Source organism: Pseudanabaenaceae cyanobacterium SKYG29 (assembly GCA_025055675.1).
Classification (GTDB): domain Bacteria; phylum Cyanobacteriota; class Cyanobacteriia; order Pseudanabaenales; family Pseudanabaenaceae; genus M5B4.
The window spans coordinates 22,279-36,188 of sequence record JANWWT010000003.1; the positions used below are offsets into that span (position 1 = coordinate 22,279).

Genomic DNA, 13,910 nt, shown 5'->3' on the forward strand with positions numbered 1-13,910 from the left:
GGGCATATCAATATAGCATTGGGGTAGCCATTACTACAACCTAAAATCATCGCCATAATGTTTGCTATTTCCTGTAAACTGTACGGACGAGCGAGCAAAGTAACATGGCAAGGGCAAAAAAAGTTGTTTTGGCGTATTCGGGGGGCGTAGATACCTCTGTGTGTATTCCCTACCTGAAACATGAATGGGGAGTGGAAGAAGTCATCACTCTAGCAGCAGATTTGGGGCAGGGAGAAGAGTTAGAACCAATTCAGAAAAAGGCGCTGGCTGCAGGCGCAAACATTTCCCTAGTGGAAAATGTACAGACAGAATTTGTGAGGGACTATGCTTTTCCTGCTATTCAAGCCAATGCTCTCTACGAGAATCGCTATCCCCTGTCTACGGCTTTGGCGCGTCCCCTAATTGCCAAGATACTGGTGGAAACGGCTCACAAGTACGGCGCCGATGCTGTTGCCCACGGTTGTACAGGCAAAGGCAATGACCAAGTGCGGTTTGATGTCTCCATTGCTGCCCTTGACCCCAAGCTGAAAGTCCTCGCCCCAGCGCGGGAGTGGGGAATGAGTCGAGAAGAAACGATCGCTTACGGGGAAAAATATGGCATTCCTGCCCCTGTTAAGAAGTCTTCCCCCTACAGCATCGATCGGAATTTATTGGGACGCAGTATCGAGGCGGGAATTTTAGAAGATGCTTGGCAAGAACCCCCCGAAGAAATTTTTGCCATGACCAAAGCGATCGGTGATACGCCTGATGCACCTCAGTATGTGGAAATTGGCTTTGATGGGGGTGTGCCTGTATCAATAGATGGAGAGAATCTATCACCTGTGGAGTTGATCCAAAAATTGAATACGATCGCTGGCAATCACGGGGTGGGGCGGATTGACATGATTGAGAATCGCCTAGTGGGAATTAAATCCAGGGAAATCTACGAAGCCCCTGCCCTAATGGTGCTGATTCAAGCCCATCGGGACTTAGAGAGTCTCACCTTGCCCAAGGAAGTAACCCACTACAAACAGGGAATTGAAACTACCTATGCCCAACTGGTCTATAACGGGCTGTGGTATAGTCCCCTGCGGCAAGCTTTGGATGGCTTTATCAGAGTGACCCAGGAAAAAGTAACAGGAACAGTACGGGTAAAATTGCACAAAGGGACGGCGCAAATCGTGGGGCGTAAATCTCCCTACAGCCTCTACAGTGAAGACCTAGCAACCTATACCAGTGCTGACCAATTTGACCACAAGGCGGCTGAAGGTTTCATCTACATCTGGGGCTTGCCTACTAGGGTCTGGGCGCAAATGCATGCATCGACATAGCTCAGCTAGCATCGACATAGCTCAGTTAGCAGATGAGTAGTGATTACCTGGAACCAGAGCGCAAGTTTTTTGAGGGACATCCCCACCCGATCGGGAGTCTCTCGCGGCTTTTTATCTGCTTTGTGACGTTAGGGCTGGGCTATATCTTTTTTTGGTTACAATCGCGGACTAAGACCTACTTGATCACCGACCAGCGAGTTCTCATCGAAGAAGGCTTGTTTTCCCAGACCGTCCACACGATCGAGTTGTACAAAATAGAAGATATTGCCATTCAAAAGCCCTTTGGTCAGCGTTTGTTGGGCACAGGTAACTTAATAATTTACACTAAGGATGTCACCCACCCCCAAGTCCTGTTGGAGAGATTGCCGATCGATGTCCGCCAACTTTATGAACTAATGCGTCCTGCCATTCAAGCAGCTAAGCGCCTTTATTTGCGAGAAGATTTGCGAGACTAGTCTAAACTTTTTGCCCTAGCCATAGTCCAAACCAACCCCGATCGTCTTGCCAGGTCTGCAGCCCGCGGAATCCCTTTGTTCTCAGTTCATTGGTCAGTTCTGGCAGATTGAATTTGCGGGAAATTTCTGTGCGAATTCTCTCCCCTGCCTGTAAGGACAAACGCAAATCTAAACCCTGCAGATAAACATCCTGGTTAACCAGACTTTCTAAATACATCTCGATCTGATGCTCCGCATCGTTATAGATAGCCACATGGCGGAAGTTAGACAGATTAAAATTAGCACCAAACCTACGGTTCAAGTGGGCAAGAATATTCAGATTAAAGGCAGCAGTTACCCCTTGGGCATCGTTATATGCAGCTTCTAAAATAGCTTTGTCTTTGTGCAAATCTACCCCTAATAGAAAATAGTCCCCTCCTTGCAACCCCTGATAAACTTGCTGGAAAAAGGTAGCACATTGCTGCCGATCGAGATTCCCTAAACTGCTCCCTAAAAAATAGAGCAATCGGCAGGGCAACTGGGTAGGGGGGAGATGGGCAAGGGCTTCTTCATAGGTAGCGACAATTCCATGTACTTCTAAGCCTGGGTAGGACTGCAAAAGATTATAAGCACTGATTTCTAGGATGCTGCTGCTAATATCAATAGGCGTATATCTCAGAGGTAAACCCCGTTGCTGATATGCCTGTAAAATGATGTGGGTTTTACGGGAACTGCCACTACCTAATTCCACTAACTCACAAGCTCCTGTATAACTTGGCAACTGGGGTGCTACCTTTGCTAAGAGCTCTGTTTCTGTTCTTGTCAAATAATATTCGGGCAGTAAACAAATTGCTTCAAACAGTTGGGAACCCCGATCGTCATAGAAATATTTAGGGGGAATTTGTTTAGGAATTTGCGTCAAGGAGTGAGTCAATTCTGCTGCTTCCTGGGGGGAAAAGCGGGGGCTAACTAGTTTTTGCAGAGTCAGACGGGAAGAAGTAGTAACCATAAACATAGTGCACGCTTTTTGGGATTGTAAAGTTCAACGGACACGCTGGCAACGGAGATGATTAAGAAATTCTAAAAAACTATCTGGAGGCGTAGCTTCTACAGCAATGGTTGTACCTAGGGTGGGGTGGGTAAAGGTGAGTTTCCAGGCGTGGAGGGCTTGATGGGGCATTTTTCTGGCGATTTGGGGGGAAACGTGGGAGTAGAGGGGGTCACCGACAATGGGATGGCGGATATGGGCACAGTGCACACGGATTTGGTGAGTCCGTCCTGTTTCTAATTGAAAATGCAAGAGGGCGTACATCCCCAGTTTTTCCTGTAATTGCCAGTGGGTAACGGCGGGTCTACCAGTGGGAACAACTGCCATCTTCTGTCTATCTTTGGGATGTCTACCAATGGGAGCAGCAATTGTGCCAGTAGTCTGACTGGGTACGCCATGCACAATGCCTAAGTACTCTCTCTTAGCCGTCTTCTGTTGAATTTGTAGCTGCAAACTGTGATGTGCCCGATCGGTTTTTGCTATTACAATCGCACCGCTAGTATCTTTATCTAAACGATGGACAATACCTGGTCTTTCCACACCATTAATACCTGACAGATGGTCGCAATGGGCGAGAATGCCATGGACAAGAGTAAGATTGTTATGACCAGGGGCAGGATGGACAACTAGACCCACAGGCTTGTTAATTACTAACAGTTCCTCATCCTCATAGAGAATTGCTAAAGGAATAGCTTGGGGAGTTAATTCTAGGGACTGACTGGGGGGTATAGTGATAGTAACCCGATCGTTTGCTTTCACCAAAAAGTTTTTGTCTACAATTAGTTGTTCATTTATCCGCACATGACCCTCAGTGATTAACTTCTGCAGACGGGAGCGGGATAAATCAGACCATACCGTGGATAAATAACGATCGAGGCGGGTTGGTGCTTCTGTTATTACTATTGTTTGCCTTACTTCCATCTGCTGCTAACGAATGACAGATAATAACTCCGCAATTTTAGCGATATTTTTTATACCAGGAGCATCTTCCACACCACTGGAAAGATCAATACCATTAGGTTTCGTTTGTGTGATAGCGTCTTTGACATTACTAGGGGAGAGACCACCAGCCAACCACCAAGGACAAGGAGAGTGAAAATTAGTTAGTAATGACCAATCGATCGGTTTGCCTGTCCCCCCACTGCCGTTATCCAATAGCAAGACATCAATAACTTTAGCATAAGTCTGGGCAAGCTGTAGGTCAGACACTCCCCTAACTGCAATAGCTTTGATGAGAAGTTTATGGGGAAACAATTCCCTAATCTGCTGACAGAAACCTAGGGATTCTTGACCGTGCAATTGGATAGCATCAAGGCGACATGTGTTTATAACAGAGGTGACTTCCCCTACGGATTGGTTGCGAAAGACACAGACAGTTTTAACAGACTTGGGTAGATTTTCTACTAGGGGGGGGAGACAATCAGGAGGAACATAACGGGGGGTATTGGGTACGACAATAAAACCTAGGAAATCCACGCCCAAATCGGCAATCATTTCTGCCTGTGCTCTTTGGGTAATGCCACAGATTTTGACAGTAATCATTAGCAATCAACATCAGTAACCTCTGTCTATGTTAAACTAAGCCTATGCAGTACAAACGGTTTGGCAAGACAGAAATGCGGTTTTCCGTCTTCTCCCTGGGGGGGATGCGTTTCCTGGAGTCGGAAGCTAATGCGATTGCCACAATTGAAAAGGCTTTAGAACTAGGTATCAATCACATTGAAACTGCTAAAGGCTACGGCAAAAGTGAGGAATATATTGGGGCAGCTTTTCAGCGGGGGTTGCATCGTTATCGACAACAAATCTATGTCACAACCAAAATTCCCCCTACCCCCGACCGACAATCTATGGAGGAACTGATTAAGCGTTCTTTGGATCGTCTTAACCTAGATTATATAGACAATTTCGATATTCACGGCATCAACACCTGGGAACATTATGAGTTAGTAAAACAGCCCGATGGCTGCATGGCGGCGGTACAAGAAGCAGTTAATCAAGGTTTAATTCGGCATGTGGGATTTTCTACCCATGCCCCCCTAGAAATTATCCTCGCTACTATCAATTTGGACATCTTTGCTTCGGTAAATTTGCATTACTATTATTTTAATCAAAGGAATTTGCCCGCCGTGGAGTTAGCCCACCAAAAAGATATGGGTGTGTTTATTATTTCTCCCTCTGACAAAGGCGGTATGCTCTATCAACCCCCTGAGAAGTTAAAACAACTCTGCGCCCCCTTTACCCCTCTCTATCTCAACGATCGGTTTCTCCTCTCTGACCCCCGTGTCCACACCCTTAGTTTAGGGGCAGCTAATCCCCAGGAATTTCTGGATCACGCTCCTGCTTGGGACAATATTGCCCCCCTTTCTCAGGCAGAAAAAGCTGCTTTAGCCCGCCTCGATCGTCAATATTTTACTTTGGGCACCGATCGGTGTAGTCAATGTTTTCAATGTTTGCCCTGCCCAGAGGAAATCAATATCCCTGAAGTGTTACGCCTACGCAATCTGGCCGTTGCCTTTGACATGGTAGAGTTTGGTAAATATCGCTATCGTATGTTTGAAAATGCGGGTCATTGGTTTCCAGGTAAAAAAGCAAATAAATGTACAGATTGTGGGGAATGTTTACCCCGCTGCCCTGAAAATTTAGATATTCCTAAGCTACTCCGTGATACCCATAATCGCCTCTACACGCAGGAAGGTAAACGCCTGTGGGAATAACAAGGTCCTTGGTTTTACTGTCAGTAATTCTGGTTGCCTCTAATGCTGGGGCTGAAACAGTTGTTCCCCAAGACCCTATGCAACCTAGCCCCTGGTGGGTAATCGATCGGTTTGGACAAAACTTAGTTATTGACACTACCATTGACCCTGCCCAGAAGCGAATAATTCTTACGGTGGATACGGGTGTCTGGTCAAACTTAGATTACCTAGGGCGTTACAGCGTGCTCCACCATCTCAGTAGCAGTGTCATTCCCTACAATTACAGTCTGGTTGTACAAACTAAACGCCAAGTTACTCTTGCTACCTATGCTAAACAAGGAGACAATTGGGATATTCTACCCCCTGGTATTGGTGCCCTGCCTCTCCGTCCCCGCCGTTAAGGTTTGACAGAGGCGCATTATAGTTGTCTGCAGTGTGAGTATTTCTGTTGCTCCTGTTTTTAGGGCTACCTCTGCTTCTAACAAAATTTGCAAACTAGTGAATAACTGGTGGGAGGACAAAGACTGTACTTCTTTTTTCAAGAAGTAAACCCGCTTGGGATTCCCTAACTCTGCTAGTTCAGCTATCTTTTTCTCATCTTTTTCTCCTGCTTCTACCATTGCCCTAACCTGCAACCAGGTACGAAATTGCCCTACCAAGGTGGCGATGATTCTTAAAGGGGGTTCATTATTAGCTAAAAGTTCTTGTAATAACAGGAAAGACCGATCGGTATTGCCCTGGCGAATTGCCTGCCCTAGCTGTAAGGTATTGTGTCCACTAGCTGTGACTAATTGCTGTAGTTCTTCTATAGAAGGGGGTTTAGGGCTGTCTCCCATCCATAACTTTATTTTCTGCATCTCTTGATGTAAACGCCTTGTATCATTGCCGATGGCTTCTGCTAAAAACTCGATCGTTTCTGCTGGTAAACCTATCTCATAGCCCTTAGCTACATCTGCCACTAGTTTAATAATTGCTTCTTCCTGCCAGGGGGCTAGGAGGGAAAACTCCTTGATGTCGCCGTATTGTTGCAGCAATTTTACTGCTCGGCAACGACTGTCAGGTTTGTCGGCATGACTAAATACTAGATGAGATTCTGGGGGCAAATTAGCTAGACAACGCTCCAGGTAAGTCAACACTTCTTCCGCACACTTTTTCCCGATCGGGCAGTCAGACAGCCAAGTTAAGCGTCCACCATTGCCGAAAGGTGTAGTGATTGCCAAGGTCAGCCCCTCTATAATCTGACTATCAGCCGAAGCGGAAATTTTTGTGAAGTTGAAGTCCTGCCATGCCCTATCTACAACCTGCTGCCGCAGACGATCGACTGCCCAGGCAATTGCATATTCGTCATTTCCCCAGTAAAAATGCGTAGGCATTGTATGATTTTAACCAGTGTGGTGGGAGGTAAGTTGTGACGAGTAGAACCCGACTTCGGCGATCGAGCCGCTACGGACAACTGCAACTAGGGGTCGACCAAGTAGATATTTACAAAGATTATGGTAAACGCATTTTTGATATTTTATTTTCGTTGTCAGTTTTGCTATTACTTTTTCCAGTTTATATCCTGATTGGGCTGTTAATTTATCTGAATTCGCCAGGTCCGATCGTCTATAGGCAGAAGCGGGTGGGCAAAAACGGCAAACTGTTTACCTGTATGAAGTTTCGCACGATGGTGGTGGGAGCAGATAAGATGCTAGAACAGTTACTCGATGCCTGTCCCCATTGCCGCGCCGAGTTTGAGGAAAACTTTAAGCTCAAGGATGACCCTAGAATTACTCCTATTGGGCGGTGGTTGCGCTGGACGAGTCTGGATGAATTTCCCCAGTTTTGGAACGTCCTTATGGGCGATATGAGCGTCGTGGGTCCCCGTCCCTTGGTACCAGAGGAATTGGTTAAATATGGAGATGCCATCGATGTGGTGCTGTCAATTCGTCCAGGGATTACGGGACTGTGGCAAGTCTCAGGGCGAAATAATATTCCCTACCCCAAACGGGTGCAAATAGATTTACAATACGTCCGCCGTCATAACTTTTGGTTGGACATTTGGATTATTTTGAAGACCATAGGTATTGTGATCTTCCCCAAGGGCAACGGTGCATACTAAGAAACTGTAGGGTCGGTGGTGAATGAATGACCAAGTATGTATTTGTCACAGGGGGGGTAGTCTCCAGTATTGGTAAGGGGATTATTGCTGCTAGTCTCGGTCGCCTGTTGAAATCGCGGGGCTACACGATCGCTATCCTCAAACTTGACCCCTACATCAATGTGGACCCTGGCACCATGAGTCCCTTCCAGCACGGGGAAGTATTTGTTACAGAGGACGGGGGGGAGACGGATTTAGACCTCGGTCACTACGAGCGCTTTACGGATACCAACATGTCCAAACTCTCCAGTGTGACGACGGGGAGCATTTACCAGGCAGTTATCAACAAGGAGCGCAAAGGAGACTATCAAGGCAGCACGGTGCAAGTGATTCCCCACATCACCAACGAGATCAAGGAACGCATCCTCAGAGTTGCCCGCAATAGTAACCCCGATGTCCTAATTACCGAGGTGGGGGGCACAGTAGGGGATATTGAATCTCTGCCCTTTTTGGAAGCCCTGCGCCAGTTCCGTAAAGACGTAGGACGGCATAACACTGCCTATATGCACGTGACCCTGGTACCCTGGATTAGTGCGGCGGGAGAAATGAAAACTAAACCCACCCAGCACTCCGTTAAGGAACTGCGGTCGGTGGGTATTCAACCTGATATTTTGGTCTGTCGCAGTGAACGCCCCTTACCCCAGGGAATTCGGGAAAAGCTGTCGGAGTTTTGTGATGTACCCCCTGAATGTGTGATTCCTGCCCCCGATGCCAAAACCATCTACGAAGTGCCTCTCATTATGGAGCGAGAGGGCTTAGCTAATCGCGTCCTGGAATTATTGCAACTGGAGCAACGGACACCTGATCTGGCTAACTGGCAAACTCTGGTTAGTCGCATCGTCAACCCGCAATATCAAGTCAAAGTAGCGATCGTGGGCAAATATGTCCGCTTGAATGATGCCTATCTATCGGTGATAGAAGCCTTGCGCCATGCCGCCGTTGCCCTTAACAGTGCTGTGGAAATTGTCTGGGTGAATGCAGAGGACATAGAAAAGGATGGACCCGATCGGTTTCTCCACAGTGTGCAGGGAATTGTTGTACCGGGGGGGTTTGGTCCGAGGGGCGTAGAAGGCAAGATTAAGGCGGTGGGTTACGCCAGGGAGCAGGGAATACCATTTCTGGGGCTGTGTCTGGGCATGCAGTGTGCTGTAATTGACTGGGCAAGAGAAATTGCCCGCCTACCAGCTAATAGTGCGGAATTTGACCCCCATACCCCCAATCCCGTCATTCATCTCTTGCCAGAACAGCAGGATGTAGTGGATTTAGGGGGAACGATGCGCCTAGGGGTTTATCCCACCAAGATTATGCCCAATACTCTCGCCTATGCTCTCTACCAGGAACCAATCATCTACGAACGCCACCGCCACCGCTATGAGTTCAACAATGCCTACCGCGATAGGTTTTTAGCCGATGGTTACAAAATCAGCGGGGTCTCCCCCGATGGGCGCCTAGTAGAGATTATTGAATTCCCCGAACACCCCTACTTTATCGCCTGTCAGTTCCATCCCGAATTCCGTTCCCGTCCCTCCCAGCCCCATCCCCTATTTCAAGGACTGATTAGTAAAATCCTTCAAGCGTGAGGTCTTGCGTCTGGGTTTAATAAATGCCTGCCAGCCAGCTTTGATAGCCACCAGTGCCGATCGGGCAGTTTGGGCGGTCTGTTTTGCCCCCTCACTCACCTGTTGGACAGCGGCTGATGCCCCTTTGGCGCTATGGTGGAGTTCCTCTGTTAGCTCCGATACCTCTATACCCGCCATCCTGATTGACTCCAAGGCGGGGGGCAGTTCCTGCACTAGCAAATCAGCTAATCTTTGGACACTGCGACTGGCGCGACTAATTTCTTGGAATGTGGGAATGGCTGCCATTAACAGGATAGTCAGGGAAATCGCCACCAAGAAAAATGAAAGGGCTAACCAAAATATTGGCTCCGTCATAGAGTGTGGAGGATGGACTGATCCAAATTCTAACCCACGAAGCAAAAATCCGCCCTGGATGATGTCATCACCACCATAGGAACGGCTATGATCAATACGTTTTCTGGGGGCTCTGCATGGCAAGGTTGTCGCTGAAAAAAGTGGGGGAATATCTCCGACCCCATACTAAGCCGCTGGTGCTGGGCATAGTGGCACTGCTGATTGTCAATGGTCTGTCGGTAGCAATTCGGGAAGTGATTCGATCGGTAGTGGCGCTCCTGGAAAAAATGGTGGGGGGGGTTGAGATTGCCGATCCCATACCTTCCCTGTTGTGGTCAGCGGCGGGGGTGGTTACCCTTGCCTGTGTGATGTGGGTGATTCGCATGGCTTCCAGGATGTGGATTTTTGGTGTGGGGCGGAGCATTGAGTATGAGTTGCGCCAAAAGATTTTTAACCATCTCCTCACGTTGCCCCCCAGTTATTTCAGTCAGCAATCAGTGGGAGAAATTATCAGTATTGTCACCAGTGATGTGGAAAATATCCGCCGTTTGTTGGGGTTTGCTCTCCTCAGTTTGACAAACACAGTTTTTGCCTATGGACTGACATTGCCGGCCATGATAGCGATCGATTTACGGCTGACTTTGTTGGCATTGGCTCCCTATCCCTTTATGATGCTTTTGGTACAGGCTTTCGGGGATAAAATGCGCGCTGAACAACAGACAGTGCAGGAAAAGTTGTCAGATGTGAGCAGTTTGTTGCAGGAAGACCTCAACAGTATGGCACTGATTAAAACCTATGCCCAGGAAGAGAATGAACGACGGGCTTTTCGCCAAAAAAATTTAGACCTCCTAGAAGCTAATCTGCAAATGGCGCGCACCCGTAATATCCTATTTCCGGCCCTGGGGGGAATTGTGGGAGTGAGTTTATTGCTGATTGTGTGGCAGGGCGGTCTCATGATCATCGATGGCAAATTCAATCTCAGTGGTCTGATTACGCTGATTTTGTATGTGGAATATCTCACATTTCCTACGGCTCTGCTGGGCTTTACTTTGACAGTTATCCAACGCGGTCAGGTGAGTATCGATCGGGTGGAAGGTCTATTGAGTGTTCCCCCTGCTATTGTGGACCCCGCCGATGCCATAACTGTCAATTTAGCGGCAGTAGCGGGTAAGATCGAGGTGCGGCATTTATCTTTTACTTATCTAGGCGCAAAAACGCCTACTCTAGTTGATGTCAGTTTTACGGTAGCGCCTGGGGAGAGGTTGGCAATTATTGGCGCGATCGGGTCAGGGAAATCCACTTTGGCTAACCTAATTCCCCGCCTTTTACCTGTGCCACCTGGCACTATTTTTATCGATGATATTGATATTACAAAAATGCGGGTGCGGGACTTGAGGACGATCGTGACCTATGTGCCCCAGGAAAGTTTTTTGTTCAGTTTGCCCATCTTGGAAAATATTCGCTACGGTAAGCCCGATGCCTCTTTCGCCCAGGTAGAATACTACGCCGAACAGGCACATATCCAGGGGGAAATCCTCTCCTTTCCGCAAAAATATGAGACTTTGGTGGGGGAACGGGGTATTACTCTATCGGGGGGACAACGACAACGGACGGCTCTAGCCCGCGCCCTCTTGATGGATGCCCCCATCTTGCTACTGGATGATGCCCTTGCCAGCGTGGATAACCAGACCGCTGCTAAGATTCTGGCAAACCTGCCCCGCCACAAGACAATAATTTTTATCACCCATAAACTGTCGGCAGCGATGAACTGCGATCGGATTCTTATCCTCGATCGGGGGTGTGTCCATGCTATTGGTACCCATCAAGAGTTAATGGCTGCTTCTCCCCTTTACCGAAAACTCTGGCAACAATATCAACTGGAACAGGCGGTGAGTTAATGAACCTGCGTATTGGCGGAGATAGAAAACTAAAAACGCCCAAAACTATCCGCCCCACCTCTAGTAAAGTCCGATCGGCACTGTTCAACATCTGGCAACATCACCTTGGGGGTGCCACTTGGTTGGAGCTGTGTGCTGGCTCAGGGGCAATGAGTGCGGAAGCCCTGCGTAGGGGGGCAAAACAGGTAGTAGCGATCGAGATGGATGCCGCTGCTTGCAAAATCATACAGGCAAATTTGGCAAAAATTAGTCAACCCCAGCAATTTCACATTCTGAAAATGGACGTAGTTAAAGCTATTGCCAAGTTGCAGGGGAGTTTTGATTTGATCTACTTTGACCCCCCCTACGACAGTAACCTATATCTGCCTGTGTTGACCCACCTCCACCGCCTCTGCCATGCTGCCACCCAAATTGCCGTAGAACATAGTAGCTATCACCCCCTGCCAGAGACAGTAGGGGAGCTAGTACAAACCGATCGCCGCAGCTACGGGCAGACCTGTCTTAGCTTTTTTGCACTGGCAACTGGGGTTCCTGCGCCTCACCCATCACCTCCCCCACTTGGGCTAGCGCCGTTTCCCCAAATACCGCCGACTCAAAGCGATAGTATTTGAATTCCAAGAGATTGTGGGAGGGGTCAGCCAGAAAGAAAGTGCGATGCTCTAGGGGCGTGTCAGGGAAGCGTACCTTGGGACGGACATAGAAGGGCAAGCGTTTTTCATGCACCCGCTCTAGGAGTGCCAGCCAGTTCCGTTCCGCCTGAAACACTACGCCAAAATGCCTGGGATAGATACCCTGCTGGGGTGGGGGCAATTCGTCTACCACATGGGCAACTAGCTGGTGACCGTAGAGGCTGAGAATAATACAACGATCGTTCTCCCTGCCCGCGAGACAGCCCAACCCGTCCACATAGAACTTTTTCGTAGAGGGAATATCTTTAACAGGGAAGGCAAGGTGAAACAGCACTTGGGTCATGGCACTCTAACATCAGTTTGGTTCGTTTCAGTTTATCGGAAATAGGGATGGGGTATTTACCATTAAAGCATGCTGTGCAGAAACGATCGGGATCAGTTTGGGTGGCTTGTAACATGCCTGCTTCACTAAGATAGGCAAGGGAATCTACGCCTAGGGTAGTGGCGATTTCTGCTAGACTCTGGCGGGCGGCAATTAGTTGGTCTTGGGAGTCCGTATCAATGCCGTAGAAACAGGGGTGGGTCACGGGGGGGGAAGAGATGCGCATATGGACTTCTATGGCTCCCCCTTCCCGCAGGGTCTGCACAATTTTACGGCTAGTCGTACCCCGCACAATGGAATCATCTACCACCACAACCCGCTTCCCCTGGAGGACATCCTTGAGGGGGTTCAATTTCATCCTAATGCCTGTCTCCCGCATGGACTGAGTGGGTTGGATAAAAGTGCGCCCCACATAGCGATTCTTAATCAGCCCCTCTCCGTAGGGAATGCCACTAGTTTGGGCAAAGCCAATGGCAGCAGGAATCCCTGAATCTGGTACCCCAATCACTAAGTCTGCCTCTACAGGGGCTTCCTTTGCCAAAACACTGCCTAAACGCATACGGTAGGTATACAAACTCTCCGCCTCTACCAGGCTGTCAGGACGAGCAAAGTAAATTAACTCAAAAATACAGAGCTTAGGGTTGGCTTCTGACCATCGGTAAATCTGCATCCCCTCCCCATCCAGCCAAATTAACTCCCCTGGCTCCACCGATCGGACAAATTCTGCGCCAATAATATCCAGCCCGCAGGTCTCCGAGGCAATTACCCACTTCTGCTCTCCCAAGGTGCCAATTACCAAAGGGCGTACCCCATAACTGTCCCGCACTGCCATAATCCCCTGGGGTGTACCGATCGCTAAACTGAATGCTCCTTGACAGCGCTGCACGCCCGCAATTGTCCCCTTGATCCAGTCTCTCGTTTCGCTCACCCCCGCCGCAATTGCCCACCCGATCGCTTCTGAATCAGAGGAAGAACTTAGGGTAAAACCTTGGGCAGCTAACTCGGAACGTAGTTCCAGAGCATTGACCAAATTGCCGTTATGGGCTAGAGCCACATCACCGAGGGGGGTAGGAATAACTACAGGCTGGGCATTACAAATTTGGCTAGAACCTGTCGTGGAATAGCGGTTGTGACCAATGGCAATGTGACCTGGTAAGTCCGCTAGGATAGCTTCATTGAAAATTTGAGACACTAGTCCCATGGCTTTATAGGTATGACTCCCTCCTTGTGAGTCAAAGGTAGTGATTCCCGCTGATTCTTGACCGCGATGCTGGAGGGCATATAGTCCAAAATAAGTCAATTTAGCTACTGGTTCATTGACGGCATAAATACCAAATACGCCGCAGGCTTCCTTGAGTTCGACTGGGTCACTGGAGTATCGATCTTCGTTTTCTAGGGACATAACGGGGGAGTAGCTCTCACTTTCATTTATCCTAGCTTGCTGACCCACTAAATAGGGGCAA

The 13,910-nt window shown here is 48.5% G+C and carries 15 protein-coding genes; 8 read left to right on the forward strand and 7 right to left on the reverse strand.

Annotation, left to right across the window (positions count from 1 at the left end; translation table 11 throughout):
* Nucleotides 1-104: 104 nt before the first annotated feature.
* Nucleotides 105-1,310 carry an argininosuccinate synthase gene (locus tag NZM01_06365; GenBank protein MCS6959656.1) on the forward strand — a complete coding sequence of 402 codons (1,206 nt, stop codon included), beginning with the start codon at nucleotides 105-107 and terminating at the stop codon, nucleotides 1,308-1,310.
* 32 nt (nucleotides 1,311-1,342) lie between these two features.
* Nucleotides 1,343-1,765, forward strand: a complete 423-nt coding sequence (locus NZM01_06370) for a PH domain-containing protein (GenBank protein ID MCS6959657.1) — start codon at nucleotides 1,343-1,345, stop codon at nucleotides 1,763-1,765.
* A gap of 1 nt (nucleotide 1,766) precedes the next feature.
* On the opposite strand, the gene egtD is transcribed toward NZM01_06370, so the two are convergent.
* From egtD to NZM01_06385, 3 genes are read right to left on the reverse strand one after another with little or no spacing between them, the layout of a single operon-like run.
* Nucleotides 1,767-2,753, reverse strand: a complete 987-nt coding sequence (gene egtD, locus NZM01_06375; protein MCS6959658.1) for an L-histidine N(alpha)-methyltransferase — start codon at nucleotides 2,751-2,753, stop codon at nucleotides 1,767-1,769.
* Between the two features lie 33 nt (nucleotides 2,754-2,786).
* Nucleotides 2,787-3,713 (reverse strand): RluA family pseudouridine synthase, encoded by a 927-nt coding sequence (locus tag NZM01_06380; protein MCS6959659.1) that lies wholly within the window; start codon nucleotides 3,711-3,713, stop codon nucleotides 2,787-2,789.
* Nucleotides 3,714-3,719: 6 nt separating this feature from the next.
* Nucleotides 3,720-4,334, reverse strand: a complete 615-nt coding sequence (locus NZM01_06385; GenBank protein MCS6959660.1) for a phosphoribosylanthranilate isomerase — start codon at nucleotides 4,332-4,334, stop codon at nucleotides 3,720-3,722.
* Nucleotides 4,335-4,378: 44 nt separating this feature from the next.
* On the opposite strand from NZM01_06385, the gene NZM01_06390 reads away from it, so the two are divergent.
* On the forward strand, nucleotides 4,379-5,506 hold the full coding sequence (locus NZM01_06390) for an aldo/keto reductase (GenBank protein MCS6959661.1): 1,128 nt from the start codon (nucleotides 4,379-4,381) through the stop codon (nucleotides 5,504-5,506).
* The gene (locus tag NZM01_06395; GenBank protein MCS6959662.1) at nucleotides 5,497-5,886 is read left to right on the forward strand and encodes a hypothetical protein; all 390 of its coding nucleotides are present in this window, start codon (nucleotides 5,497-5,499) and stop codon (nucleotides 5,884-5,886) included. The genes NZM01_06390 and NZM01_06395 overlap by 10 nt, the downstream gene beginning before the upstream one ends.
* On the opposite strand, the gene holA is transcribed toward NZM01_06395, so the two are convergent.
* Nucleotides 5,842-6,858 (reverse strand): DNA polymerase III subunit delta, encoded by a 1,017-nt coding sequence (holA, locus tag NZM01_06400; protein MCS6959663.1) that lies wholly within the window; start codon nucleotides 6,856-6,858, stop codon nucleotides 5,842-5,844. The two genes, NZM01_06395 and holA, sit on opposite strands and share 45 nt — an antisense overlap.
* A gap of 80 nt (nucleotides 6,859-6,938) precedes the next feature.
* Between holA and NZM01_06405 the strand changes: the two genes are divergently transcribed.
* Both NZM01_06405 and NZM01_06410 read left to right on the forward strand, forming a co-directional pair.
* The gene (locus NZM01_06405) at nucleotides 6,939-7,586 is read left to right on the forward strand and encodes a sugar transferase (protein MCS6959664.1); all 648 of its coding nucleotides are present in this window, start codon (nucleotides 6,939-6,941) and stop codon (nucleotides 7,584-7,586) included.
* A gap of 26 nt (nucleotides 7,587-7,612) precedes the next feature.
* Nucleotides 7,613-9,205 (forward strand): CTP synthase, encoded by a 1,593-nt coding sequence (locus tag NZM01_06410; protein MCS6959665.1) that lies wholly within the window; start codon nucleotides 7,613-7,615, stop codon nucleotides 9,203-9,205.
* Here NZM01_06410 and NZM01_06415 read toward each other — a convergent pair.
* Entirely contained in the window at nucleotides 9,167-9,559 is a 393-nt protein-coding gene (locus NZM01_06415) for a DUF948 domain-containing protein (GenBank protein MCS6959666.1), read from the reverse strand. The genes NZM01_06410 and NZM01_06415 overlap by 39 nt on opposite strands.
* Before the next feature lie 116 nt (nucleotides 9,560-9,675).
* Between NZM01_06415 and NZM01_06420 the strand changes: the two genes are divergently transcribed.
* Both NZM01_06420 and rsmD read left to right on the forward strand, forming a co-directional pair.
* Complete coding sequence (locus NZM01_06420) at nucleotides 9,676-11,436, forward strand: ABC transporter ATP-binding protein/permease (GenBank protein ID MCS6959667.1); 1,761 nt, start codon at nucleotides 9,676-9,678, stop codon at nucleotides 11,434-11,436.
* Nucleotides 11,436-12,047, forward strand: a complete 612-nt coding sequence (gene rsmD / locus NZM01_06425; protein ID MCS6959668.1) for a 16S rRNA (guanine(966)-N(2))-methyltransferase RsmD — start codon at nucleotides 11,436-11,438, stop codon at nucleotides 12,045-12,047. Before NZM01_06420 ends, rsmD begins: the two co-directional genes overlap by 1 nt.
* Here the strand turns inward: rsmD and NZM01_06430 are convergent.
* Nucleotides 11,938-12,408 (reverse strand): VOC family protein, encoded by a 471-nt coding sequence (locus NZM01_06430; protein ID MCS6959669.1) that lies wholly within the window; start codon nucleotides 12,406-12,408, stop codon nucleotides 11,938-11,940. The two genes, rsmD and NZM01_06430, sit on opposite strands and share 110 nt — an antisense overlap.
* A complete protein-coding gene (gene purF, locus NZM01_06435; protein MCS6959670.1) occupies nucleotides 12,371-13,849 on the reverse strand; it encodes an amidophosphoribosyltransferase in 1,479 nt (492 codons plus the stop codon). Before purF ends, NZM01_06430 begins: the two co-directional genes overlap by 38 nt.
* Between the last annotated feature and the right edge of the window lie 61 nt (nucleotides 13,850-13,910).